This is a genomic window from Mesorhizobium sp. M8A.F.Ca.ET.181.01.1.1 (genome assembly GCF_004792025.1).
Taxonomy (GTDB): Bacteria; Pseudomonadota; Alphaproteobacteria; order Rhizobiales; family Rhizobiaceae; genus Mesorhizobium.
The window spans coordinates 519,340-544,363 of record NZ_SRTV01000003.1 but is presented as its reverse complement, the minus strand read 5'-3'; the positions used below and the strand labels follow the sequence as shown (position 1 = coordinate 544,363).

The 25,024-nt window shown below is 64.0% G+C and carries 27 protein-coding genes; 16 read left to right on the top strand and 11 right to left on the bottom strand.

Annotation, left to right across the window (positions count from 1 at the left end; all coding sequences use genetic code 11):
• The first annotated feature begins 2 nt into the window (after positions 1-2).
• Positions 3-950 (top strand): cation diffusion facilitator family transporter, encoded by a 948-nt coding sequence (locus EN824_RS15315; protein WP_127278957.1) that lies wholly within the window; start codon positions 3-5, stop codon positions 948-950.
• 6 nt (positions 951-956) lie between these two features.
• On the opposite strand, the gene EN824_RS15310 is transcribed toward EN824_RS15315, so the two are convergent.
• The 3 genes from EN824_RS15310 to EN824_RS15300 all read right to left on the bottom strand — a co-directional run bounded on the left by EN824_RS15310 (position 957) and on the right by EN824_RS15300 (position 2,749).
• Complete coding sequence (locus EN824_RS15310) at positions 957-1,343, bottom strand: type II toxin-antitoxin system VapC family toxin (RefSeq protein ID WP_135932449.1); 387 nt, start codon at positions 1,341-1,343, stop codon at positions 957-959.
• Complete coding sequence (gene vapB / locus EN824_RS15305) at positions 1,340-1,585, bottom strand: type II toxin-antitoxin system VapB family antitoxin (RefSeq protein WP_127278955.1); 246 nt, start codon at positions 1,583-1,585, stop codon at positions 1,340-1,342. Before vapB ends, EN824_RS15310 begins: the two co-directional genes overlap by 4 nt.
• Positions 1,586-1,651: 66 nt before the next feature.
• On the bottom strand, positions 1,652-2,749 hold the full coding sequence (locus tag EN824_RS15300; protein WP_127278954.1) for a hypothetical protein: 1,098 nt from the start codon (positions 2,747-2,749) through the stop codon (positions 1,652-1,654).
• A gap of 105 nt (positions 2,750-2,854) precedes the next feature.
• Here EN824_RS15300 and EN824_RS15295 point away from each other — a divergent pair, with 105 nt between their 5' ends.
• From EN824_RS15295 to EN824_RS15280, 4 genes are all read left to right on the top strand, one after another.
• Positions 2,855-3,292: a DsrE family protein gene (locus EN824_RS15295; protein WP_127278953.1), complete on the top strand. Its 438-nt coding sequence runs from the start codon at positions 2,855-2,857 to the stop codon at positions 3,290-3,292.
• 69 nt (positions 3,293-3,361) lie between these two features.
• Positions 3,362-4,147, top strand: a complete 786-nt coding sequence (locus tag EN824_RS15290) for an SDR family oxidoreductase (RefSeq protein WP_127278952.1) — start codon at positions 3,362-3,364, stop codon at positions 4,145-4,147.
• Between the two features lie 58 nt (positions 4,148-4,205).
• Entirely contained in the window at positions 4,206-4,514 is a 309-nt protein-coding gene (locus EN824_RS15285; RefSeq protein ID WP_023770344.1) for a putative quinol monooxygenase, read from the top strand.
• Between the two features lie 68 nt (positions 4,515-4,582).
• A complete protein-coding gene (locus tag EN824_RS15280; protein WP_135918829.1) occupies positions 4,583-5,686 on the top strand; it encodes an AbrB family transcriptional regulator in 1,104 nt (367 codons plus the stop codon).
• A gap of 18 nt (positions 5,687-5,704) precedes the next feature.
• Here EN824_RS15280 and EN824_RS15275 read toward each other — a convergent pair whose 3' ends face one another.
• A complete protein-coding gene (locus EN824_RS15275) occupies positions 5,705-6,592 on the bottom strand; it encodes a LysR family transcriptional regulator (RefSeq protein ID WP_127278815.1) in 888 nt (295 codons plus the stop codon).
• Between the two features lie 147 nt (positions 6,593-6,739).
• On the opposite strand from EN824_RS15275, the gene EN824_RS15270 reads away from it, so the two are divergent.
• Positions 6,740-8,275: an MFS transporter gene (locus EN824_RS15270; RefSeq protein WP_135932448.1), complete on the top strand. Its 1,536-nt coding sequence runs from the start codon at positions 6,740-6,742 to the stop codon at positions 8,273-8,275.
• 15 nt (positions 8,276-8,290) lie between these two features.
• Here the strand turns inward: EN824_RS15270 and EN824_RS15265 are convergent, their stop codons facing one another.
• Genes EN824_RS15265 through EN824_RS15255 form a run of 3 tightly spaced genes read right to left on the bottom strand, consistent with a single transcriptional unit; the run spans position 8,291 to position 10,552 of the window.
• On the bottom strand, positions 8,291-8,605 hold the full coding sequence (locus EN824_RS15265; RefSeq protein ID WP_127278817.1) for a nuclear transport factor 2 family protein: 315 nt from the start codon (positions 8,603-8,605) through the stop codon (positions 8,291-8,293).
• On the bottom strand, positions 8,605-9,381 hold the full coding sequence (locus tag EN824_RS15260; RefSeq protein ID WP_127278818.1) for an alpha/beta hydrolase-fold protein: 777 nt from the start codon (positions 9,379-9,381) through the stop codon (positions 8,605-8,607). Before EN824_RS15260 ends, EN824_RS15265 begins: the two co-directional genes overlap by 1 nt.
• A gap of 4 nt (positions 9,382-9,385) precedes the next feature.
• Entirely contained in the window at positions 9,386-10,552 is a 1,167-nt protein-coding gene (locus EN824_RS15255) for an ATP-grasp domain-containing protein (protein ID WP_127869801.1), read from the bottom strand.
• A 401-nt stretch (positions 10,553-10,953) separates the two neighbouring features.
• On the opposite strand from EN824_RS15255, the gene leuA reads away from it, so the two are divergent.
• From leuA to EN824_RS15230, 4 genes are all read left to right on the top strand, one after another.
• The gene (leuA, locus tag EN824_RS15245; protein WP_127869802.1) at positions 10,954-12,693 is read left to right on the top strand and encodes a 2-isopropylmalate synthase; all 1,740 of its coding nucleotides are present in this window, start codon (positions 10,954-10,956) and stop codon (positions 12,691-12,693) included.
• Between the two features lie 255 nt (positions 12,694-12,948).
• Positions 12,949-14,715, top strand: coding sequence for a hypothetical protein (locus EN824_RS15240; protein ID WP_135865451.1), 1,767 nt, complete (start codon positions 12,949-12,951; stop codon positions 14,713-14,715).
• Between the two features lie 223 nt (positions 14,716-14,938).
• Complete coding sequence (locus EN824_RS15235) at positions 14,939-15,724, top strand: alpha/beta fold hydrolase (RefSeq protein WP_135865453.1); 786 nt, start codon at positions 14,939-14,941, stop codon at positions 15,722-15,724.
• 119 nt (positions 15,725-15,843) lie between these two features.
• Positions 15,844-16,458: a hypothetical protein gene (locus EN824_RS15230; protein ID WP_135865455.1), complete on the top strand. Its 615-nt coding sequence runs from the start codon at positions 15,844-15,846 to the stop codon at positions 16,456-16,458.
• Here EN824_RS15230 and EN824_RS15225 read toward each other — a convergent pair.
• Complete coding sequence (locus EN824_RS15225; RefSeq protein ID WP_135865457.1) at positions 16,442-17,371, bottom strand: metallophosphoesterase; 930 nt, start codon at positions 17,369-17,371, stop codon at positions 16,442-16,444. The two genes, EN824_RS15230 and EN824_RS15225, sit on opposite strands and share 17 nt — an antisense overlap.
• Positions 17,372-17,424: 53 nt before the next feature.
• Here EN824_RS15225 and EN824_RS15220 point away from each other — a divergent pair, with 53 nt between their 5' ends.
• A complete protein-coding gene (locus tag EN824_RS15220; RefSeq protein ID WP_135865459.1) occupies positions 17,425-17,922 on the top strand; it encodes an NUDIX domain-containing protein in 498 nt (165 codons plus the stop codon).
• 1 nt (position 17,923) lies between these two features.
• Here EN824_RS15220 and EN824_RS15215 read toward each other — a convergent pair whose 3' ends face one another.
• On the bottom strand, positions 17,924-18,916 hold the full coding sequence (locus tag EN824_RS15215; protein ID WP_135865461.1) for a glutathione S-transferase family protein: 993 nt from the start codon (positions 18,914-18,916) through the stop codon (positions 17,924-17,926).
• Positions 18,917-19,183: 267 nt separating this feature from the next.
• On the opposite strand from EN824_RS15215, the gene EN824_RS15210 reads away from it, so the two are divergent.
• The 5 genes from EN824_RS15210 (at position 19,184) to EN824_RS15190 (ending at position 22,871) form a co-directional block, all read left to right on the top strand.
• Positions 19,184-19,708, top strand: coding sequence for an N-acetyltransferase (locus EN824_RS15210; RefSeq protein ID WP_135865463.1), 525 nt, complete (start codon positions 19,184-19,186; stop codon positions 19,706-19,708).
• 149 nt (positions 19,709-19,857) lie between these two features.
• Positions 19,858-20,619 (top strand): 3-hydroxyacyl-CoA dehydrogenase, encoded by a 762-nt coding sequence (locus EN824_RS15205; protein ID WP_135865465.1) that lies wholly within the window; start codon positions 19,858-19,860, stop codon positions 20,617-20,619.
• A 76-nt stretch (positions 20,620-20,695) separates the two neighbouring features.
• Positions 20,696-21,466, top strand: a complete 771-nt coding sequence (locus EN824_RS15200) for a HugZ family protein (protein WP_135865467.1) — start codon at positions 20,696-20,698, stop codon at positions 21,464-21,466.
• Between the two features lie 164 nt (positions 21,467-21,630).
• Positions 21,631-21,975: a metalloregulator ArsR/SmtB family transcription factor gene (locus EN824_RS15195; RefSeq protein WP_135932481.1), complete on the top strand. Its 345-nt coding sequence runs from the start codon at positions 21,631-21,633 to the stop codon at positions 21,973-21,975.
• Positions 21,976-22,076: 101 nt separating this feature from the next.
• Positions 22,077-22,871: an RNA methyltransferase gene (locus EN824_RS15190; protein ID WP_135865469.1), complete on the top strand. Its 795-nt coding sequence runs from the start codon at positions 22,077-22,079 to the stop codon at positions 22,869-22,871.
• 50 nt (positions 22,872-22,921) lie between these two features.
• On the opposite strand, the gene EN824_RS15185 is transcribed toward EN824_RS15190, so the two are convergent.
• Positions 22,922-24,076 carry a hypothetical protein gene (locus EN824_RS15185; protein WP_135865472.1) on the bottom strand — a complete coding sequence of 385 codons (1,155 nt, stop codon included), beginning with the start codon at positions 24,074-24,076 and terminating at the stop codon, positions 22,922-22,924.
• A gap of 156 nt (positions 24,077-24,232) precedes the next feature.
• Positions 24,233-24,769: an EipA family protein gene (locus EN824_RS15180; protein ID WP_245458768.1), complete on the bottom strand. Its 537-nt coding sequence runs from the start codon at positions 24,767-24,769 to the stop codon at positions 24,233-24,235.
• Positions 24,770-25,024 lie beyond the last annotated feature (255 nt).

Sequence of the window (25,024 nt, the reverse complement as noted above, 5' to 3'; positions counted from 1 at the left end):
TAATGGCCGAAGCCGAGAACACCATGGCGATCACGGCGAGGGCCGCCGCGAAGCGCAAGGTCGCCACCCTTGCCTTCTGGTCGATCGTGATCGCCTTTGTCGTGCTCGCGCTGAAAGCCGCCGCCTGGTACATAACCGGATCCGTGGCGCTCTATTCGGACGCGCTGGAATCGATCGTCAACGTCATCGCCTCGGTCGCCGCCTTCTGGGCGATCCAGGTCAGCTACAAGCCGGCCGACCAGGATCACCCCTTCGGCCACCACAAGGCCGAGTATTTCTCGGCCGTGCTCGAAGGCGTACTGATCGTGCTCGCGGCGCTTTTGATCCTGAACGAAGTCTGGCGCTCCTGGCAGGCGCCGGCTCCGCTCGAACAGCCTTGGAAAGGCCTTGCCGTCAACGGCGTCGCCACCGTCATCAATGCCTTCTGGGCCTGGGCGCTGATCCGCGTGGGCCGAGCCGAAAAGTCACCGGCGCTGGTCGCCGACGGCAATCACATCATGACCGATGTGGTAACCTCGATCGGCGTCTTCGGCGGCTTGGTCGGAGCAATCCTGACTGGCTGGCAAATCCTCGACCCGGCACTGGCCGTCATCGTCGCGCTCAACATCCTGTGGCAGGGCTGGCATGTCATCGGCTCGTCGATGAACGGCCTGATGGACCGGGCCGTCGGCACGGCGGAGCACATGCGCATCCGCGACATCATCTCGGCCAATTGCAAAGGCGCGATGGAGGTGCACGACCTCAAGACCCGCATCGCCGGCCGCGCCACCTTCATCGAATTCCATCTGGTCGTCGACGCCGACATGTCGGTCGGTGCCAGCCACGTCATCTGCGATCGCATCGAGGACGCGCTGAAGGCCGAACTCCCTTCGGTGCGGGTGACCATCCATGTCGAGCCGGATGATGAGGCAAAACTGCCCAAGGGTACGACGGCGGTGCCGTTCGCCTGAGGCGGTTCACCAAGTCTCGATTGAGAGGCCGTTGATGCGCTCGAATTCCCGGACGTTGCGGGTGATCAGAATGAGGCTTCTAGCGCGCGCCTGCCCGCCAATGAGCGCATCATAGGGGCCAATTGGCGTCCCCAACGCTGCAAGCGTTGCCCGAATCTCTCCGGCATGCCTCGCGTCCTCTCGATCGAATTCAAGCACCGGGAATTGCAAAGCTTCGATGCGCGCCAGATTTTCAGCTCTTCTCTGGCTCCTTTCGGCACCATAGTACAGTTCATGTGCCACGATCGCCGAAAGCGAAAAATCCTGCGGCGTGTGCTGTTTCAGAAGCGCGAGTAGACTCGCGTCACCTTTGATGACGGCAATAACGGCGTTGGTATCAAGCAGATAGATCACTTGAAGATGTCGTCCAAGGCAGGTCTATCCTGCCCCTCCTGCCGTTCCAGCGCCGCTTCGACAAAATCCTCGTCGACTGGTCCGATCACCTGGTCAAGCCACGCCCAATCCTGCACGAGTGGCTCAAGTATGACAGTATGCCCATGGCGACGGATCGAAACCTCGTCCGTTTCGAAACGAAACTCTTTGGGCAGACGCACAGCTTGTGACCGGCCCGACCAGAACACCTTTGCCTTGTCCATCATGCCATCCTCAAATGAGATATAGCAAAGATATATCCCTTCGCGGCATTGTAGACAAGCCCGTGCTCACGGCGCACAAGCCGATTGTGGCATCGCCTGCAGCCGATAGACCTTGTCATCCGACTTCGTCTTGCCGTCGGCGGCTTTCGAGCACAGGTCGACGATTGCAATGCTGCTGTTGGGATTGGCCAGCATGATGGTTCCGTTGGCGCCGCGCTTGAGGAAGATTTCCTTTTGCGCGATGTCGCAGGAGAAATCGCTCATCTTGGCGCTCGCCGCGCAGCGCCACTGGTCGGCCTCGCCCTGGCAGGAATAGGTCTGCGTGACCTTGGCCCCCTTCTGCCGCGTGGTGACCGAGATGGCGATGTCGGCGCCGTCGGGCCAGTTCGCGATATCGCCGCCGGAAGCGAAGGATGCCAGTTCAACCGGTCCGCGGAACACCCGGATCGACTGCGTCAACTGGTCGGGATGCGAACTCATATGCGCGGCGTCATAGTCGTGCCCGTAGCAGAAGGCCTGATCGGGTTTGAACCGCTCGCGCAGTGGCGGCCCAAGCGCCGGGTCGATCGGATCGATGCGTGCGAACTCGGCCTTGCAGGTCGCCGCCGGCATCGGGTCGAGGCGAAAATTGTCGTCCTCCGAACCGAGCGCCTGCCTGACATATTCCGCCTTGCCGAGCTGCTCCTCCGAATCCGGATCGAGGTAGATATCGGAAGACAGGTCCGACAGGATCAGCCGGCCCTTGTCGTCGACCTTCAGCGACGCCAGCGTACGGTCGCAATCCATGCCGCAGCGGATCGGGCCCGATTTGTCGTCCTCGGACTCGTGATTGCACCAGCCGCCGGCCCATTCCGGCGCCTTGGCGCCACGCACCGTGGTGGTGAGGAAACCATTGTAGGACGTATCGGAATTCGCGCTCGGTTCCTCATTCGGACGGCTGACCGGATCATGGCCGTAGTAGAAGAAGATCCGCGCCACTTTCTGCTTCGGATGCGCCTTGAGGTGCGCCGCGTCATAGACCCGGCCGAAACAGGCGTCCGCCCCGTTGGGGCTGAGTTCGGTGAGCTTGAGCGTATCATCGGCAAAAGCAGAACCCACAAGTCCGCCAAGCAGTGCGGCGCCAAGTCCGGCGCCGGCGAACGTCTTCCATTCCCAGAACGCCATGTGCCCCCCTCCTCCGCCTCGACAGGACGTAAGGTCAATTTATGCTAGTATTGCGGCAGCGGCCACGCAAATTGCGCTGCGCCGGCAAGCCAGGGAGGGGACGCCATGCGCCGACGTGACATGTTCCGGGCGGTTCTCGCCGGAGCCGGAACGCTTCTCGGCCTGCGGGCGGTCCGGGCGGCAACCACCGAGCCTGCCAGGCTGAAGGTCGTCTATCACCTCAGCGACCTCGACAAGGTCAATTTCGTGCTTGGCAACATCAAGAACCACTATGAGGGCACCGGCGGCAACGTCGAGATCGCGCTGGTCGTGCATGGTCCAGCCCTTGCCGGCTTCAAGTCGAAGGGCATATCGGCGGCGATTTCGGGTCGCTTTGCCGGTCTTGTCCAGCAAGGGCTCGACCCGCATGCCTGCGGCAACACCATGCGCGGCATGGATATTACGCTCGCCGACCTGCTCGACGGCTTCCATGCCGCCGACCAAGGCGGCGTCGTCAAGCTCGCCGAATTGCAAAGCCAGGGCTATGTCTATCTCAGGCCTTGAAGCGGCACCGCCTCGAATGCAAGGGTGGCAAGACCCGCCAACAATATCGGAATCCCCGGAGGAACAGCAGTGCCAGAGACAGCCCTTGGTCTTGTCATCCCCGATCTCGCCGGCAAGGCGGTGCTGGTCACAGGCGCCTCGACCGGCATCGGCGCGGCGCTCGCGCTCGCCTATGCCGAGCAGAAATGCAGGGTGGCGCTGCACTACAATTCCAGCCGCGACGCCGCCGAGAAACTCGGCCAGACCATTCGCGACCGCGGCGGCGAGGTCTTCCTCGTCCAGGGCGATTTTTCTCTTCCCGCCGATGTCGAGCGCGTCGTCGAGGACAGCGCGCGACATTTCGGCCGCCTCGACGGGCTGGTCAACAATGCCGGCGGCATGCTTGGCCGCATCCCCTATGCCGAGCAGACCGAGGCGCATTACGACGCGGTGATGGATCTCAACGCCCGCTCGGTGCTGACCGCCTCGCGCAAGGCGATGCCATGGCTGAAGAAACAGGGCGGCTTCATCGTCAACACCTCGTCGATCGCCGCGCGCAATGGCGCCGGCGGCGGCGCCGGCCTTTACGGCTCGGCCAAGGCCTTCGTCTCCAACGTCACGCGCGGCATGGCCAAGGAACTGATCGGCTTCGGCATTCGCGTCAACGCCGTGGCGCCGGGCACCATCCTCACTCCCTTCCACGAACGCTATTCGACCGACGAGCAGATGAAGGGCATGGTCGCCACCATTCCGCAGGGCCGCGCCGGCACGGCGCAAGATTGCGTCGGCGCCTATCTGTTCCTCTCATCGGACCTGTTGAGCGGCTACATCACGGGCCAGGTGATCGAGGTCAATGGCGGCCAGTTGATGCCTTGACCAGCGACCGGCATACTGGACACACTCCTTTCGCGCCAACCCTGGGGGAGACGACGACATGTACGGACTGATCGGCAAGATGCGGGCGGCGCGCGGCCAACGCGACGCTGTCATGACTGTGCTGCGCGAGAGCACCGGCGCCCTGCCCGGCTGCCTGAGCTATATCATCGCCACCGACCCGGCCGACGCCGACGCGATCTGGGTGACCGAAGTGTGGACCGATCAGGCAAGCCACAAGGCCTCGCTGCAGCTTCCGGAAGTCCAGGCGGCCATCGCCAAGGCGCGGCCCTTCATCGGCGGCTTCGAGTTCCAGGTGGAGACGCATCCCGTCGGCGGCTTTGGGTTGGCTGAGGCCAAAACCGGCTGAGGCGCCGGGACCTGCTTTTCCGGTACGCCGGGGTTCGCATTTTTCGCATCCCGGTCTAAGACCAGAGCATGGATTCCGCGGCCGAGCAGCCACCTCCCGACCAGCCCGCCGTCGAGCGCATGACGCGGCTGGGCAAGCCTTGGCAATGGCTGATCCTGCTGGTTATCTCCGCGCTGTTTGCCGGTGCGCTGGAACTCGCCGCCTTGCCGGCGGCGCTGCTGATCGGACCGATGCTGGCGGCCATCGTCGCCGGCACCAATGGCGCCACGGTGCGTGTGCCGCGCCTTCTGTTCGGCTCCGCCCAGGCTATCGTCGGCTGCCTCGTCGCGGCTTCGATCTCGGCCGATATCTTTCCGGTCTTCTACAAGGAATGGCCGCTGTTCCTCGGCGTGGTGATCGCCACGGTCGCGGCCTCCAGCCTGCTTGGCTGGCTGATCAGCCGCTGGCGCATCCTGCCCGGCACCACCGCCGTCTGGGGCTCTTCGCCGGGGGCGGCTACCGCCATGGTGCTGATGGCCGGCGCCTTTGGCGCCGACCAGCGCCTTGTCGCCTTCATGCAGTATCTGCGCGTCATCTTCGTGTCGATGACGGCGGCCCTCGTCGCCAAGATGTGGGTCGACACCTCGGGCATCGAGGTCCCGGCCATCGTCTGGTTCCCCGAGATCGATCCGCAACCATTCGCCGCCACGATCGGCATGGCAATCATCGGCGGCCTGGCCGGCAGGCTTTGCCGGCTGCCCTCGCCCTTCTTCCTCGGCAGCTTCATTTTCGGCACCATCATCCATCTCGGTCTCGGGGTGCCGATGCAATTGCCGCAATGGCTGCTGGCGCTCAGTTACGCGATGGTCGGCTGGTCGATTGGCCTGAACTTCACCAGGCCGATCCTGCGCCATGCGGCGCGCGCGCTGCCGCAGATCATCGCTTCGATCGTCGCGCTGATCGCCTTTTGCGGCGGCCTTGCCTTTCTCATCAGCCGTCTCGCCGGCGTCGACCCGCTGACCGCCTACCTGGCGACCAGCCCCGGCGGCATGGACAGCGTCGCCATCATCGCCGCCGCCGCGCACAACGTCGACATCTCCTTCGTCATGGCGCTGCAGTCGGCGCGCTTCCTGATCGTGCTGCTAGTAGGCCCGAGCATCGCGCGGCTGGTGGCCAGGAGCATCAGGACGTGAAAGCCCGGCACCGGCGAGTTACCGCGCCGCCGCGAGCCGTTCGGGAAGGAAATCGACGAAGACGCGCACCTTTGGCGACAAATGGCGGTTGGATGGCCACAGCATTCGGAACTGGCCACGGCCATCGACCTGGTCGTCGAGCACGGTACGCAATTTTCCTTCGCTCAGCGCCTCGCGCACCAGGAAATCCGGCATGCAGGCGATGCCCAGACCGGCGATCGTGGCGCCCTTCAAGGCTTCCATATTGTTGCAGGTCAACATCGAGCGGATCTCCGGCTCGGCACTCCCGGTGGCGAACGGCCACTCCAGCAGCCTGCCGCTGTTGAGATAGCGAAAATTTATGCCGAAATGCCTGATGAGGTCGGCCGGCGTGCCGGGCATGCCGTGACGGTCGAGATAGGACGGCGCCGCGCACAGCATCATGCGGAAGGGGGCAATGGGCCTCGACACCAATCGTGAATCGGGCAGCTCGCCGCTGCGGATGGCAACGTCGATGCCTTCCTCGATGACGTCGACGATGCGGTCGTTGAAGTCGATATCGAGCTCGATCTCGGGATAGCGCGCCATGAACTCCGACAGCACCGGCAGCAAGAGGTGGTAGGTGACGATCGGGGTCGAGACGCGAAGCCGCCCGCGCGGCGTCTCCCGTGTCCGCGACAGCATCGCCTCGGCATCGTCGATGTCGTCCAGGATGCGCCGCACGCGCTCATTGAACAGCTTGCCCTCTTCGGTCAGGCCGATCCGCCGCGTGGAGCGCTGCAGCAGCCGCACGCCGAGCTCCTGTTCGAGCCGCGCGACACTTTTGCCTACCGCTGAAGCGGAGATGCCGAGTGCCCGGCCGGCGGCGACGAAGCTGCCGAATTCGGCCGTGCGGGCGAAGGCCAGAAGGCCGCTGAGGCGATCCATCGGGTTGCTCCATTCGAGCGTTTCAGTCCGTTATGTCGAGATATTTAACACTATTTTTCCGGAACTGTCGCTGACCTATCTTGGTCGTCATAGCGGCGCCGCGATTGCGCGGGCCGCCGGTGCAGACTGCTTCAGATAGGAAAATCCATGACCTCGAAGACCACCAGCGGCCCAGCCGAGAGATGGCTCGTGCTTTTGTCGGTATGCCTTGCCGCCATGACGATGCCCCTGACCTTCACCGGCCCGGCCGTCGCGCTCTCCCGCATCGGGGCCGACCTCGGCGGCAGCCCGATCGCGCTCAACTGGGTGACCAACGCCTTCATGCTGACCTTCGCCGCCAGCCTGATGGCGGCGGGCGCGCTTGCCGACAATCACGGCCGCAAGCGGATCTTCCTCGCCGGTCTCGGCCTCTACGTCCTGGCATCGCTCGGCGCGATGCTGGCGCCCGACATCGCCTGGTTCGACATTTTCAGGGCAGCGCAGGGCTTGGGGAGTGCCCTGGCTTTCGCCGGCGGTGCCTCCGCGCTTGCCCAGGAATTCGAGGGAGCGCCGCGGCTGCGCGCCTTCAGCTTCCTCGGCACCAGTTTCGGCATCGGCCTCGCCTTCGGTCCGATCGCGTCGGGCCTGCTCATCGCCGCGTTCGGCTGGCGGTCGATCTTCCTCCTGGTCACCGCGCTTGCAATTGCAGCCGCCCTGCTGGGCCTGCGCAACATCAGGGAATCGCGTGATCCGGATGCGACAGGACTGGACTGGGCGGGCGCCGGCACGTTCACCGTCGCGCTGGCCTCGCTGACCTATGGCGTGCTGCAGGCGCCGCAGAGCGGCTGGGCCGATCCTCTCGTGATAACGCTTCTGGGCGTGGCCGTCCTTTGCTTTGTGCTGTTTGTCGTCGTCGAGCGGCGCGTGCGCCGGCCGATGCTGGATCTCACCCTGTTTCGTTATCCGCGCTTCGTCGGCGTGCAGTTCCTGGCGGCGGCGCCCGCCTATGGCTTCGTCGTCCTGCTCGTGCTTTTGCCGATCCGCTTCATCGGCATCGAAGGCATGGGCGAGATCAGGGCCGGACAATTGATGATCTGCCTCTCCGGGCCGTTGCTGGTCCTGCCCTTGCTTGCCGGCCAGCTGGCGCGCTGGATCGCTCCGGCCACCATCTGCGGCGCCGGCCTGCTCGTCGCCGCGGCCGGCCTGGTCTGGCTGAGCCTGACGCCATCGGTCGGCGCCGCCCTGGTCGCGCCGCTGATCCTGATCGGCGTCGGCATCGCTCTGCCCTGGGGGTTGATGGACGGGCTCGCCGTCAGCGTCGTGCCGACCGAGCGCGCCGGCATGGCCGTCGGCATCTTCAACACCACGCGCGTCGCTTGCGAGGGCGTGGCGCTGGCCATCGTCATGGCGACCCTGTCGGGCTTCACCGCCGCTCAGCTCACCGCCCGGGGCGCGGCGTCTTCCAGCGATGCGTCCGCGGCGGCGCAATTGCTGGTGACCGGCAATGTCGGTGAAACGGCACGGCATCTGCCCATGGCCGGCGCCACAGTTCTGGTCGAGGCCTACGAGACGGCGTTCGACAGGCTGCTGATCGTGCTGGCCGTAATCACCATCGTCACCGCCCTTGTCGTCTTTCTCGGCCTGCGGCGCGCATCGGCGGCGGAACACGAGGCGGTCCCGTTGCCGGCATGCCAGGAAGCGTGATCATCGGCTAGGACATCAGGTGATGACGAGGCTCGCTATGTGGTCACCATCCAGGGTGAAAGTCATGTCGCCCTCGCCATTGAAGCCCTTGCCCTTGACGGCGATGCGGACGCGATAAGTGCCGTCCGCCGGCGTGATGCTGACGATGCCCAGACGTGACTTCACGCCGATATTGTCCGACTGGTTCCATCGCGCGATCTGCTCGCGACCCTGGAACGATCGACCCCAGTCGCTCAGGAACGCGTTGTCGGCAAAGGTATCGAGAAAGGCGTCCGTGTCGCCACTGTTGGTGGCCTCGACAAAGCGGCGGATGGGATCCGGTGTGGTCATCAGTCCAGCCTGTGCATCAGGTCGTCATCCAGCCAGCGGCCGAAGAAATAGACCAGTTGCTTGTGCCACCACGGCCAGTCATGGCTGACGTCGCCGCCCCAATAGTCGACCCAGGCGGGAATGGACTTGTCGCGCAGGATCTGTTCCAGCTGGCGCGTCTCGACCAGCATGCGCTCTTCCCAGGCGCCCTGCCCGCAGCAGAAGATAAGCCTCAGCGCCTTCAGCCGCGCCAGCAATTTCGGGTCGACGATGCCGGGCAGATAATCGAGCGGCGAGTTGTAGAAGATGTCGCCGTCGAGCGCCTTGCCGAAGAAATCGCGGGCCGAATAGACACCCGACAGCGAGATGACGCCGCTGGCGAGTTCGGGAAATCGGAAGACGAAGTTCGAGGAATGGTAGCCGCCCATCGAACAGCCTGAGAACAAGGGCTTCAGCCGCCGTCCGCCATTGGCCTGCGCGGCGGTTTCCAGGAATTCCGGCAGCGCCTCCTCTCGCACATAGCGGAAATAGGCCTCGTGGCGGGCGATGCGGTGCGCGGGGTCGGCACGCTTGTCGAAGAAGGATTCCGAATCGATGCCGTCCACCGTGAACAACTGGATGCGGCCGGTGTCGATGAATTCGGCGAGCGCGCCCACCCCGCCGGAATCCTCGAACTGGTAGAACCGGCCCTGCGAGGTCGGGAACACCACGACGGGCCGGCCGGCATGGCCATAGCGCTTGTACTCCATGTCGCGGCCGAGATTGCGGGCGAAAGCCTTGTGATAGGAAATGTCCATGTCCTCAAGCCTTTTCCGCGTGGATATAGGCAACCGCCTCGCGCAGCTCCGCCTGATCCTTCGAGCGCATCTGGTAGGCGTAATCTCCCATGGCGCGGCTGAAAACCTTCTCGATGGCCTGATGGTGGACGATCTTGTCGCGGTGCGCGGCTAGCACGTCCGCATGGCTGTGCAAATAGTCGAGGTGGCGCTTGCGGCTGGCATAGGCGGTGAAATACTTGCCTTCATAGGGGCCGCCGGCTGCGTCCCTCACGACCATGTCTGCCCAGGCCGCATAGACGTCGATGTCGAACGTGTAGTTGATCGCGTCGGTCATCCAGGCGCCGGGCGGGCGCATGTTGACCTCCAGAGCGATGATGCGGTCGTCCCTGGTCTCGAACAGTTCGATGTGGAAAAAGCGTTCGCGCACGTCGAATGCTTTCAGGATCTTGCCGCCGGCCTCCTCTACGACAGGCCTGATCCGGGGAAAGCAGGTGTAACTCATGTGGCGGTCCTTGTTGACCACCTCCATGACGCTCTGGTCGTAGCGATGGCTGGCCGCCAGCACCACCTCGCCGTCGCGGTTGACCAGCCCGTCATACGTCACCACCAGCCCCTCGATGAACTGCTCCATGACGAAGGTCACATCCTCCGGCTTGTCCCGGAAGAACTGGTCGAGCTCTTTCGCATTCGAGATCTTGAACGTGTTCGAAGCGCCGGAGCCAGAATCCGGTTTTACCACCACGGGATAGCCGACGCGGCGGATGAAGGTCATGGCGCCGGCCCGGTCGGAGCATTTGCGCTGCGCGATGGTCTCGACGCCGCTCTTGCGGAAGAAGGCGCGCATGCGGCTCTTGCGCTTCAGATTCTTCACGAAATCGAGCTTGGTGCCGTAGATGTTGAAGTCGGTGCGGATGTTGGCTTCCAGTTCCAGCCAATGCTCGTTGAGCGATTCGAACCGGTCGATGCGGCCCCATTTGTGGATGAAATGTCCGATCGCCCGGAACACCGCATCGTAGTCTTCCATGTCGGCGATACGGTAATATTCCGAAAGCGCTGCCTTCAGCTTGCCGTCCAGAGCGTCAAAGGGTGCGTCGCCAATCCCGAGCACGGTCGCGCCGGCCTTCTTCAGCCGGTCGCAGAAATCGGCGCCGTTGGCGGGAAAATGCGGCGAGAAGAACACGAAATTCATGGATGACCCCTGCCGGCGGCACCCCGCCACCGTTCAAGTCTGGCGCATTTGCAGCGCGCGGGGAAGAGCATCCGCGTTAGGGATAAAATTCGACCGGGCCGGCCCCGCTTGCCTCCAACAGGCCGCTCCTGTATGAGAGCGGCCATGAACACGCGCGCCACCACCGCTTCCCGTCAGACCGGCTTTGCCGGCGAGACCGTTCGCGCGCTTGCCTCGACCCTGCTTCTTCTCGGCCTTATCGGCGATCGCCGGGTTCGCTGAAGGAGCGCCCGGCGGTCGAACCGCCGCGCAAGCGCATGCTCCTTGGCAAATCATATCAAGCGAACGAAAATCTGGTAAAGGCGCCGCTTGGCACCACATCCGCCTGAAAGGTGGACCGCCAGCCGCCGGGAGAAACGACGATGAACGCACGAGAAGACATCCGCGCCAGCGAGGCCGCGACCGGCAAGCAGGTCGGCCGGGGCATGCCGGACGCAGCCCGAAAATACCAACCTTATCCTACGGTCGGTCTCACCGACCGGACCTGGCCCTCGAAGGTGATCGACAAGGCCCCGATCTGGTGCTCGGTCGACCTGCGCGACGGCAACCAGGCACTGATCGATCCGATGGGCCACGAGCGCAAGGCGCGCATGTTCGCGCTGCTGCTCGACATGGGTTTCGAGGAGATCGAGATCGGCTTCCCGTCGGCTTCGCAAACTGACTTCGACTTCGCCCGCTGGTGCATCGAGGAAGGCAATGTGCCGGCCGATGTGTCATTGCAGGTGCTGGTCCAGTGCCGGCCCGAACTGATCAGCCGCACCTTCGAGGCGCTCAACGGCGCCACCAACCCGATCGTGCATTTCTACAACTCGACCAGCGAATTGCAGCGCCGCGTCGTCTTCGAGAAGGATGTCGGCGGCATCAAGCGCATCGCCACCGACGCCGCCAAGATGATCACCGACATGGCGGCCAAGGCGGGCGGCGGCTACCGTTTCGAATATTCGCCGGAGAGCTTCACCGGCACCGAACTCGAGGTCGCGCTGGAGATTTGCAACGCCGTCACCGAGATCGTCAGGCCGACGCCTGACAACAAGCTGATCATCAACCTGCCGTCGACCGTCGAGATGTCGACGCCCAACATCTATGCCGACCGCATCGAGTGGATGTGCCGCAACCTCGACGCCAGGGAAAACCTGATCATCTCCCTGCATCCGCACAATGACCGCGGCACCGGCATCGCCACCACCGAACTCGGTCTGATGGCTGGTGCCGACCGCGTCGAAGGCACGCTGTTCGGCAATGGCGAGCGCACCGGCAATGTCGACATCGTCACCCTGGCGCTCAACATGTACACGCAAGGCGTCGATCCGGGCATCGACTGCTCCGACATCAACCGGATGAAGGACGTCTATGAATATTCGAATCAGCTGAAGATTCCCGAGCGCCATCCCTATGTCGGCGAACTCGTCTACACGGCCTTTTCCGGCTCGCACCAGGACGCCATCAACAAGGGCATGAAGGCGCTGAAGAAGGCCAACACGCCGCACTGGGAAGTGCCCTATCTGCCGATCGACCCGGCCGATGTCGGCCGCAGCTACGAGGCGATCATCCGCATCAACTCGCAATCGGGCAAGGGCGGCATCGCCTATGTGCTGCAGGCCGATTACGGCCTCAATCTGCCGCGCAACCTGCAGATCGAGTTCAGCCAGGCGATCCAGGCGATCACCGATGCCGAAGGCAAGGAGGTTCCGGCCAAGCGCATTTACGAGCGCTTCCTGGAGACCTATGTCGACCAGCCGGGCGCGCGGCTGAAATTCCTCGACCACCACACCTATCCCGATACCGAGGTCAAGGGCCGGCGGGTGATCGAGGCGGTCATCCTCGACAATGGCAAGGAAGTGACGATATCAGGCACCGGCACGGGCCCGATCGACGGCTTCGTCGATGCGCTGTCGCGCCATGTCGGCGTCGACATGTCGGTGCTCGATTATTCCGAGCACTCGTTGCAGCGCGGCTCGAACGCGTCGGCCATCTCCTATGTCGAGATGGAATATCCCGGGGGCAAGCTGTTCGGCGCCGGCATCAACACCAACATCGTCGCCGCCTCGCTGGAAGCGGTGACGTCGGCGGCCAATCGTATCGTCGGTCGCAAGGCGCGGTAGCATCGGCCGGTCGGCGGCGCCGGAGGCAGGAACAGCTCTCCGCGCCGCCACTTTTTCAAGCCCGCAAAAGGCTCTGGCCTCGACTGGCCGATGCCGACTCTCACGACCATGCCGTGGCTTATACCGGCAGGGCCGTTAACCACCAGAGTATTCTCCGGTGAGGTACGCGATCGCATAATGGGTGCATACTTGTGTGCCGGTGCGGGAACTATATGATCGCGCCTCAACCTGTGCCGACTTCGAGAGGATCGACACTTGCAGCATGCCACGCCTGCCGCCCCCGCAGTGCGCGAGACACTAGAGCGACTGCTTGCCAGCGAAACGTTCGGACGATCCGAGCGTGCACGCAAGCTGTTGCGTTATCTTGTCGAGCGCGAACAGGCAGGCGAAGCCGACCGGCTCAAGGGCTTTTCCATCGCCATGGATGTCTTCGGCAAGGATGGCGATTTCGATCCTTCGACCGACGCGGTGGTACGCGTGCAGGCGGGCAGGCTACGCGAGCTGCTGCAGCAATATTTCGCCAATGAAGGCGTCGCGGAGCCGTTTCGCATAGCGATACCGCGCGGCAGCTATGTCCCGGCCTATGAGCTCAACGCGATCCGCTTGCCGGAACCTGCGAAACCCGCCGAGCAGATCGAAGCCGTAGCGGCACCATCCGAGCCCCCCGGTGATGCCATTGCCGCCGCTGCATTGCTGGCACCGGCGGCGGCGCCGGAGCCCTCGGTGGCACGCCATCTCCGGTTCTTCTGGATGGCGATCGCCGTGGTCATAGCCATGCTCGGCGTTCTGATATTGCGTCAGGGCAGCGGTGCGCTGCTGGCAGGCGGCGACCCTGCGGCAACGCTCGAGACCGCGACCCTGACCGGCAGCATCGCGCCGTCCGCCGCCAGCGAGGCTTTGCCGCTGGTCTACATCGCCGTCAAGGCCAGTGGCACGGATGCCAGCCGTGTCGCCGCAACGCTGCGTGCCGGACTGAGCGGCTTCGATACGATCGACTTCATCGGTCGCGACATCGTCAACAAGGCCGATCCGGTCGCTAGCGCGACGAGCTTCATCTTCGATATCCTGCCTGGACCGGATACGGGTGACATCACGATCGAACTGCAGAGCGTGGCCACCGGACGGGTGCTTTTGTCGCGCAACCTGACCGCCGCCGACAGCGCGCCGACCACCGTCGAGAGCCGTATAGCCGGCATCTTGACGTCCGCTCTTCCCGCTTCCGGCACGATCTACGGCTATCTCGAACAGAGCGGCATACAAACCGCCCTCACGCAATGCCTGACGCTCAACGACAAATATTATCTCGACCAGAACGCCAGGACCCACGAGGCCGCCTATCGCTGCCTCGAAACCCTCGCCGAAAACGGCGCCAAATCACCGTTGGTCTATTCGGAAATCGCCTCGCTCCACCTGGAGGCCGTGAACGACCACTACGCCTATCCGCCGGATGCCACGATCGAGAAGGCGATGACATTCGCCCATCGCGCCGTGCAGATGGGGCCGACCAGTCCCTACGCGCATCGTTCCTACGGCTACATCAATTCCCGTCTTGGCAACGCCGACGAGGCGCTGCGCTGGATGCGCAAGGCCTATGACCTCAATCCCTACGATCTCGCCATGGCCGCCGCTTATGGCTACGGGCTGATTTTCGCCGGCCGCTATGCCGAGGGGACGCCGATCCTGGCCCAGGCGGTGGACGCCTCCAGCGGTCATCCGACATGGTGGGATTTTGGACTTTTCGCCGGCGAACTCATGCTTGGCGACACCAACAAGGCCGCGATCGCCAGTTCCTCTCTGAGAACAACCGCAACGAAGTCGCACTATCTTGCCGCCCGGCTGATCGGTGCCAAGATCGCCGGTCAGGACAATCTGGCGCGCAAGCTGGTCGACGAGTTGACCGCCAAATTTCCGAAATTCGCCGCCGACCCGCGCGCGACCTTCATCGACCGGAAATATCCGCCCGACCTGACCGAGCGGCTGGTTGGGGCCCTGCGCGCGGCAGGCCTCGGCAACGCGAGCTGACGTCCCGCGGACAGGACTGTTTGGACCAACCGAATTGTTGGCCGCCGAAGCAGGTGGCAAAGCCCCGATATGACTGGTTTGCCGGCTTTGTCGCGCGAACCCGCGAGATCGAGAGGTCGCAAGCGCCAGTCGTCGTGAAGATTTTACTGGCCATCGTTCTGGACAAGGAGCAAACCACCCGCATTTCCCACCTTGCCGTTCCGCAATAAAGCTTTCAGATTTCATGATCGCATCGCTTCACGCCGCCGAAAAGGGTGTTGGCTCGAAGGCCATCGTCTTGCTGCATGGCTTCGGCGGCTGCCACGATATTTGGCACGAAGTGATCCCGGCGCTGTCGCCTGCGGTGCGCACACTCGCTTATGATTTGCCGGGGCACGGGCTGTCGCTCGATTTCCCCGGTGCCGGCCCGGCCAAGCTGGCGGCAAGGGCCGTCCTGGCCGATCTCACCGCGCGATCGGTAAAGCGCTTTCATCTGGTCGGCCACTCGATGGGCGGCGCGGTTGCGGCGCTGATGGCGCTGGCCGAGCCCGACAAGGTGGCGTCGCTGACACTTCTGGCGCCTGGCGGCTTCGGCGCCGAGATCAACGGTCCGCTGTTGCGCCGCTTTGCCGCCGCAAGGGACCCATCCGACATCCAGGCGTGCCTCTTGGCGATGTCGGGACCACTGACGCGGCCTATCGATCACACCTTGGACGCCCTTGGGGACATGCGCGGGCGACCCGGCCAAGTCGAGAGACTCATAGAGATCGCTGCCGCCATGACCAGCCAAGACCGGCAGGGCGTCATCCCGCGCGACCGCTTGGAAACACTGACCATGCCGGTGATGGTGGTATGGGGAAGCGATGACCCGATGCTACCCGTTGCCCACACCGACAATCTGCCCGTGCAATTTCATGTGCACCACGTCCCGGGGGCTGGCCATATGCTGATCGAGGAGGCGCCAGAGCTGATCGCCACGATCATCCGGCGCAACATGAACCGCCGTGCCAGGCCCTTGCGCCCGAATTAGCCGCGACCGGCTGGGCCAGCGCGACACCACCCGGGCGCCTCGCCGTCTTGATCGCGCCAGTGCATTTTGCCGGCGGCTGTGTTAACTGCGTGTTAACCAACCCCGCGAGGCAGACGCCGATGAAGGACGCAGGCGAGAAGATCGATCCGTCAAGCAAACTGTCCGATGCCATCCGTGACGTGAAGAACGCCTTCGCTGACCGCGACGATGTCGTCGTCGACATGCGCGAGGCGCACCGCATGCGCCTCGACCTCCTGGCCGCGGACCTCGCGCCCGTCTTTGCCGATGTTCCGGCCGACATGGATAATTTCGACTTTGTCGTCTCCTCGGGCCTACAGCCGCGCCTGTGGATCGACGCCGTCAGCCATGTCGCGATGGGGCGCGACCGCCGCACCTACCGCTTCCTCAAGGACACTCGCATTGGCCGTGTCGTGCTTGCCGAATCGACCGAGATGAAGCCGGTCGCCGATTCCGTGACGCGTTATGTCGCCGAGCGCATCGTCGAACGCCGGAGAATGATGGAGGGTGGCGTCGAGCCGGCGGTCGCCGGCATGAGACGCGCCGAGGTCGCGGAAGCCGAGCCGCCGCTGCGAGCCTCGACGCAAGGCAAGGGCTGGTCGGCCTTCCTGTCGGGCCTTGGGCTGGTCGCCGCCGGCGGACTTGTTGGTCTCGCGGTGTCGGCGGCGCTGTTGTGGGACCGCGTCTCGGCGATGGTTCTCAACTGGCGACCATAGCCGCGTCTGGCTCGACACCGAGTTCCACGGTCTGCAGATCGGAAGGCGGTATGGACGGTCCGGTCAGGCCGCGTCGCGTCAGGCGGATGCGCCAGTTTCCCTTTTCGCCGTCGATGTCGAACAGATTGTACTGTGCTGCCGGGTGATTGCCGCCCGGCGCCTGGCCGGCGGCGGCGACCCCGACGACCGGGACCTTTGCATCGCGAGGCCCGATCTGGAACAGCGACGGCAGGTGCGAATGGCCGTGCAGCACGAGCTCCGCGCCATGGCGGCGGATGATCTTGTGGAAGCGGGCGATGCCGAACAGCCGCTTGTGCTGGGAGACGGCGCCCCGCACCGGCGGGTGGTGGATCATGATCGCACGGAACAGCCCTTGCTTGGCCGTGGTCTCGAGGATCTTGCCGAGGCGAGCCGCCTGCCCCTCCATGAAGAAACCATTGGCCATGAAGGGCGCCGTGGCGCGCGCCGTCGAGACGCCGATCAGCGCGACATTGCCGCGCACGCGCAGATAGGGAAATGCATTGCGATCGACCGGCGTGTTGACACCGTCGCCGCTCATCCACGCCGCCCATGACCGGCAGATCTTGTCGAAGGCACCGGGCACATAGGCGTCATGGTTTCCCGGCACGACCGAAACGTCATGCGGCGACCCCAGCGTCTCGAGCCAGTGTTTGGCCATCTCGATCTCGCCGTCGAGCGCCAGGTTGACGAGGTCGCCGGTGACAGCGAGATGGTCCGGGCTTTGCGCCTTGATGTCGGCGACGATGGCGTCGATGACGGCATCGTGCATGTGGCGGCGGCGGTTGCGCTGCCAGTTGACGTAGCCGAGCACGCGCTTGGAGGCGAGATCGCGATAGGATACATCGGGGAGCGGCCCCAGATGGACATCGGAAATATGCGCGAGCCTGAACATTCCTCCTTCATAGGCGACGTGCACGCCGCTTTCCACCCACGGTTTCGCTACTGATGCCGACCGACGACGAAGCCGCGTTCCGCCAGACCGGCTGGGCGGGGTTGAGGGCCCGGCTGTTCCATCTCTATTTCGTGCTGCGGCGGCCGATGACGCTCGGTGTGCGCGGCCTGATCCACGATGCCGCCACCAATTCCGTCTTCCTCATTCGCCACACCTATGTGCCCGGCTGGCAGCTTCCCGGCGGTGGCGTCGAGGTTGGCGAGACGCTGGCCGAGGCGCTGGCCCGCGAACTCGCCGAAGAGGGCAACATCGCGATGGCCGCCACGCCGGTGCTGAAGTCGATGCACTTCAACCGCCGCGCCAGCCGGCGCGATCATGTCGGCTTCTATCTCGTCGAAAATTTCAGCCAGACCGCGCCGAAACGGCCCGACCATGAAATCGCCGAGGCCGGCTTTTTTCCACTCGATCGCCTGCCGGAAGGCACCACACCGGCGACGCTGCGGCGGATCGCCGAGGTTTTCCGCGGCGTGCCAGCATCGCCCTATTGGTAGATCAGGCCGCCGCCCTCGCGAACTTCGCCCGATCATGCGGCGCGCCATAGTCAAGCTCCGGTCCCGCCGGCACGATCCGCGTCGGATTGATCGTTTCGTGGCTGCCGTAATAATGCGCCTTGATGTGATGCAGGTTCACCGTCCCCGCCACACCGGGCACCTGATAGAGGTCGCGCAGATAGTTCGACAGGTTCGGATAATCGGCGATGCGGCGCAGGTTGCACTTGAAATGGCCGACATAGACCGGGTCGAAGCGCACCAGAGTGGTAAACAGCCGCCAGTCGGCCTCGGTGATGCGGTCACCCACCAGATAGCGTTGCCTGGACAGGCGGTCCTCCAGCCCATCGAGCGTCGAAAACAGCTCGCCGAACGCTTCTTCATAGGCCGCCTGCGTGGTGGCAAAGCCGGCGCGGTAGACGCCGTTGTTGACGGAGGGATAGACCAGCGCGTTGATCGCGTCGATCTCGCCGCGCAGCGCCTGGGGATAGAAATCGAGGCCGGCATCGCCCCATTGATCGAAGGCTGAGTTGAGCATCCGGATGATTTCGGAGGATTCGTTGGAGACGATGGTCTGTTCCTTTTTGTCCCACAGCACCGGCACCGTCACCCGGCCCGAATAGGCGGAATCCGCCCTGGTGTAGATTTGGTGCAGGAAGTCGAGGCCATAGAGCGTGTCGCCGGTGGCGCCGTCCTCGGCGACAAACGTCCAGCCGTTGGCGCCCAGGAAATGATGCACGATCGAGATGGAGATGATGCCTTCGAGCCTCTTCAACGCGCGAAAGATCAGCGTCCGCTGAGCCCAGGGACAAGCGAGCGAAACATAAAGGTGATAGCGGCCGGGCTCCGCCTTGAAGCCTCGGCGCCGGCCTTCCGCCGGTGCACCGTCGCGCGTGATCCAATCTCGCCACTGCGATTGCGGCCGCACGAACCTGCCACCGCTGTCCTTGGTGTCATACCAGCGGTCTTGCCATTTACCGTCGACCAACAATCCCATGGAATATCCTTTCGCGTTTCCACCTCATGTAGAGCGCGATCCGGCAAGACGGAATTAGTCAGGACTGAACAGATCGTCAATCGATAGGGCCAGCGGACGGGCCGATTGCGGCGGCGCAAAATTGATGCTAGCGGACACTTTGCATGTTCGATTTTGCTTTGATCCGGTTTGACCGACGACGAAAGGGCGCCCGCGCTTGATGAAGCGCTGACTGGCGAATGCTGCCGTTTGCAGCAACCTTTCCTCCTCTACCGGAACGCAAAGACCATGAGCCTTGCCGACGTGAAGTACCTGCCGGAAACCCCGGCGCACGATCCTGAAATCGAAGCAATCAATGACGAGGCCTTCGGGCCCGGCCGTTTCGTGCTGGCCGCCTACAAGATCCGCGAGGCCGGTGGGCATGAGCGTGCTCTGTCCTTTGTCGCGGTCGACGGCGACCTCGTCGTCGCCTCGGTGCGCATGACGCGCATAGCGGCCGGTGCCGGCCGGGCGCTGATGCTTGGGCCGCTCGCGGTACGGCCCGCCTTCAAGAATCTCGGCATCGGCCGCCGGCTGGTGGCGATCGCACTGGAGGCCGCCGCCAAGGCCGGTGCACCCGCCGTGATCCTGGTCGGCGACGAGCCTTATTACGGGCCGCTCGGCTTCAAGCGCATACCGCGCGGCCAGATTTCGATGCCGCGGCCTGTCGACCTCGACCGGCTGCTGTCGCATGAGATTGCGCCAGGCGCGGTGGCCAGGCTTTCGGGCGAGGTCGGCCACGCCAGCCAGGCCAGGATCGTCGAGCACGCCTAGGGCGGCTCCTGGAAAGTGTGGACGGGTTTTCCGTGGTTCGCCGTTTCTGCAAGACGGCGGCCCTCTCCATCTTGACCTTGTCGGTCGATCCGGGCCTGATCCGTCCCGTTCTCACGCAAAAGCCCGTTCACACGCATAAGGATGACGCCATGAATCCCAACGGCCAGATCGCGATCGTCACCGGCGGCGGCTCCGGCCTTGGCGAGGCGACAGCGCGCGCGTTTGCCGCCAAGGGCGCCCGCGTCGCCATCCTCGATGTCGGCATCGAGCGCGCCGCCAAGGTCGCGGCCGAGATCGGCGGCATCGCCGTCCGGTGCGACGTCGCGAGTGCCGACAGCGGCAGCGCCGCCCTCGCCGATGTCGCCGCCAAGCTGGGCGAGCCGCGCATCCTGGTCAATTGCGCGGGCATCGCCATTGGCGTGAAGACGATCGGCAAGGACGGCCCGCATCCGCTCGACCAGTACCGCAAGGTGATCGAGGTCAATCTGATCGGCACCTTCAACATGATCCGCCTGGTTGCCGACCGTGCCGCGAAACTGGAGCCGCTGCAGGGCGGCGAGCGCGGCGTCATCGTCAACACCGCCTCGGTCGCCGCCTATGACGGCCAGATCGGCCAGGCGGCCTATTCCGCCTCCAAGGGCGGCGTGGTCGGCATGACGTTGCCGGTGGCGCGTGATCTCGCCCGTTCCGGCATCAGGGTCTGCACCATCGCGCCCGGCATCTTCAAGACGCCGATGATGGCCGGCATGCCGCAGGACGTGCAGGATTCGCTGGGCGCCGCGGTGCCCTTCCCCTCACGCCTCGGCGAACCTTCCGAATATGCCGCACTTGCCCTGCACATCATCGAAAATCAGATGCTGAACGGCGAAACCATCCGCCTCGACGGCGCCATCCGCATGGCGCCGAAATAGTGCGAGCCGAAGTTGGCGGAAGACCGAATCCGGCCGGCAACACCGACAAGCGAGACAAATTGTGGCGAGCGCTTCGATGCAGCGAAATCAAGATAGGGATGTGATCCGAGAGACCGACGCCGAGGCGATCCGGTTGGCGAAAACGCTTCTGCGCAGTGCCCGCTTCGGCGCCCTGGCGGTGCTGGAACCACGGACCGGGGCGCCGCTGGCGAGCCGGGCCGGCGTCGCGACCGACATCGACGGCGCGCCGCTTATTCTGGTGTCGATGCTCGCGGCGCACACGTCGGCGCTGCTTGCCGATCCGCGTTGCTCCCTGCTGCTTGGCGAACCCGGCAAAGGTGATCCGCTGGCGCATCCGCGGCTGACGCTGGTCTGTCAGGCATCGCGGCTGGAGCGCGGCTCGCAGGCGCATGCCCGCGCCGAGCGCCGCTATCTCAACCGCAATCCCAAGGCGAGCCTCTATGCCGGGCTCGGCGACTTTTCGATCTTTCGCCTGGAGCCGCAACGCGCCAGCCTCAACGGCGGGTTCGGCAAGGCCTATCTGCTCGAACGGGCCGACCTCCTCACCAATGGGCCCATCATCGAGGAACTTGCCGGAAGCGAACAATCGGCCGTCGAGCACATGAATGCCGACCATCTCGACGCGATCGCCATCTATGCCCGTCATTTCGCCAAGGCACCTGGTGATGGCTGGACGATCGCCGGTTTGGACGCCGATGGCATGGATCTGGTGTCGGGGGACAATGTCTGCCGGGTATTCTTCCCGCAACCGCTGGTAAAGGCTTCGGAATTACGTCCCGCCCTGGTCGAAATGGCCAGGATCGGCAGGGCCGCATCGGAGGCATAAGACGAAACTAAATTGCATTTGATCAAAAGCAACCCTTGAGATTTGAAAGAAATGTTCTAGGCTTAGCTGTGGTGCTGACTCGTCGGCACCTTCACAAGTGAATTTATGGATTCAGGCACCATTGCCCCCATGGCGCCTCGATGAGCAAACAGCATGGGGCATCAATGGTCTCGACAAAGCTAATCGCGAACGCCGAATCGGCTGCCGAATTTCTGATGCTGATGGGCAACGAAAAACGGCTGTTGATCATGAGCTATCTGATCGACGGTGAAATGTCGGTCGGCGCCATCGCCGAAAAGGTGATGCTCAGCCAATCCGCCCTCTCGCAGCACCTGGCCAAGTTGCGGGCGCTCGACCTCGTGGACACCCGCCGCGATCGTCAGATGATCTACTATTCCTGCAAATCCGATGCGGTGCGCGAACTGCTCGCCGTGCTGGACGGCATCTTCGGCAGCAAAAAGGAAGATCTGTCCCAGATGGCGCAGAGATTGCGCCGCGCCGGGACTTGACCGGACGCTGCCGCGGCCGTTTACCTCGCTGACGATTTCCGAAGCGTGGCTCATGTGTCTTTCGCGGCACACGAGCCACGCTCTTTATTGTTGAGCGGGACATGGACCCAATTCGCATCGACGATCCACGCGACCCACGTGTCGCGGCCTATCTTGATATCCGCGAGCGCGACCTGGCCGGCCGGCAAGGCCGCTTCGTCGCAGAAGGCAAGGTGGTGCTCGACCTGCTTTTGTCGTCGAGCCGCTTCAGCGCCGAATCCATCCTGGTCTTGGAAAACCGGCTTGGCGGCCTGGAGGACATACTGCGCAAGACACGAACGGACCTGCCGGTCTATGTCGTCGCCGGCGCGGTGATGGACGCGATCGCCGGATTCCACATGCATCGCGGCATCCTGGCCATCGGCCGCAAGGAGACACCCCTGCCGTCTGGGTCATTGCTGGATGCCTTGCCCGCTCAAGCCCTGGTCGTGGTGCTTGTCGGCATCGCCAACCATGACAATATGGGCTCGATCTTCCGCAACGCCGCCGCTTTCGGCGCCGATGCGGTGTTGATGGACGCGACATGCTGCGATCCGCTGTACCGCAAGGCGATCCGGGTTTCGGTCGGCGCCGCGCTCAAGATCCCTTTCGCGTCCTTCGCCGACACGGCGGACTTCACGGCGGACCTCGATCGGCGGGGTTACGACCAGTTCGCGCTGTCGCCGCGCGGCCGGATCGACATACGCGATGCACGGCGCGGCGAGCGCCTGGCGCTCTATCTCGGCACCGAGGGCGAAGGCCTGCCCGAAAGACTGCTTGCCCGCTTGCAAACCGTGCGGATCACCATGTCGAATGGCTTCGACAGCTTGAACGTCGCTGCCGCCTCGGCCATCGCCCTGCATCATTTCTCGCGCTGACGGGCGCCGTCTGAGGCCAAGACGCCGGCAGGCCGCCAGCCCGCACCGCGTCAGTTGGCTTCCGCCTTCTGCAAGGCGCGCACGCGGTCGGCGAGACTGCGGTCGTGGCCGGCGGAGCGGTTGTCCTGCGGTGCCGCCAACGCCTTGGCGATCGGTGAATCCGGTCCTTCGAGCTTGGCTGTCAGGTGGACGACCTCCGCCGCCAGTTCGTTCATCTGCTCACGCAGCGCGGCGCCATTGCCATTCGTCAAACCCGACGATGCCACAGCGCCGAGATCCGCCTTAAGCCGCTTGTTCTCCCGCGCCAGCGCCGTCAGCCTGGCCTCCAGCCGCTCGCGGTCGCTGTCGAGCTTGGCGATCGCGCGGTCCATGTCGTCGCGCTTGCCTGCCTCGTCATGCCGGTCCGACTCATCGGGCTTGCCAACCAGCCGCAAGGCTGGGGCGCCGTCCTCGGCTTTCGTTTTTTCCCGCAACCGCGCCAACTCCTTTTCGCGCCGATCAAGCTTGTCCTCACGGTCGGCGAGCGTTGCCAGCAGCCGCTCGACCTTCTTGTCGAGTTCGGCGGCCCTTTTCTTTTCGGCCTTCAAGGCATCGCGCGCGGCCTTGCTTTCGGCCGCGATCTCCTGGCCGCGCCGATCCGCTTCCTTGCGCTGGCCACGCAGCAGCGAGATGTCGCTGGCGAGCTTCTGCAATTCGGATTCGCGGGCCACGAGTTCGATCTGGCGGCTGCTGGAGGCAAAACTGGCGTCGTCATACATGCGCTCCAGCTTCTCGAGCTCGAGCGCCCGCCTTTCCAGCTTTCGTTCGGTTTCCTTGAGCCGCTCCGAAAGCTGATGCAGTTCCTCTTCGCGCCGCCGCAACGCTTCGCCCTTGGCGCCGAGTTCGGCGAGCGCGTGGTCCTTTTCCGCGCGCTCGACCGCGAGCCCCTTCAGCGCCTCGCGGCCCCGGTTGATCTCGACGAGCTGTTCGGCCACCTTTTCGCGCAGCGTCTTGACGTTGATTTCGAGCCGCCGCGTCGTCATGGCGTACTCGGCCCGGACCCGGTCCTTGTCGGCCTGGATCTCGGCTTGCGTCAGCGGGATGGAGGCCTCGATGCGCCTGCGGGTCAGGGCGACGGCGCGCCGCCAGACGGCCGGAGCCACCATCAGCGCCAGAAAGCCGGCACAGAGAAAGCCGAGGGCAAAGAACAGGACCGACTGAACCAAAGGACTACCCGTTATCGACGACAACTTGGAAGGCTGGACTGTGCCATCTTGGCATGGCGGAAATCCGGCACCGCGGCAAGGGCTTGCCGCGGCTCATTCGGGGCGTGGGCTCGGGAATCCGGTCAAACTGTCCGCGATTCGATCATGTTGGACAGATCAGAACGGGTTCCAGGTCGCCCGCTCGGTCAGTTTCAGATAGCCGAGATTGACGCCGAGCCGGGCGCCGACGCCGGTACGGATCGGCACCAGCAGCACATTGTTGTTCTTCAGCACGTTGAAGCCGACACCCGCCACCACATAGGCCGAACCGGCGACGCCGCCATAGCGATTGTAGAGGTTGCCGACATCGTCGAGATTGTAGACCAGCATCATCACGCGTGACCCCTCGCCGCCGAAATCCCAGCCCAGCGACGGGCCTTGCCAGAACACTTTGTGATCGCCGGCATTCTTGGTGTAGAGCGTGCCTTCGCCATAGGTCAGGCCGCCGATCAGCGCACCGGATCCCTCCTCGCCGAGCAGATAGCCATTGGGCAGACCGTAGGAGGCGAAAATCTTCTCCACGACGGTGGCCAACCCGCCCGACGTCGCGCCGAAGAACTTGTGGCCGGAATCGATAATTTCCTGAGCGGTGTACTCCTGGGCCCGCAAGGGCGATGTCGTGAAGACGAGAACGCCCATGAGCGTGATCGCCATTGAGAGGACGCGGAGAAAACTCCGGTCATAGAATCGGGAAAACATGCTTCCAATCTCCGTCATGAAGCACTTTCGCCGACGCCTCGCATCCGTACGGCTCTTTTTAGGCGGCCGTTAAGGATGACTGTTAGGGGCAAACTATGCCGTAATCCTTTTTCAACCATTAAATTCCCACATGAAGATGGCGGTTCGAAGGCTGTTTGGGGAGCGCGCGGGGCCGGCAGCCTGGGCGAACACGCCATTTGCCCCGACGAC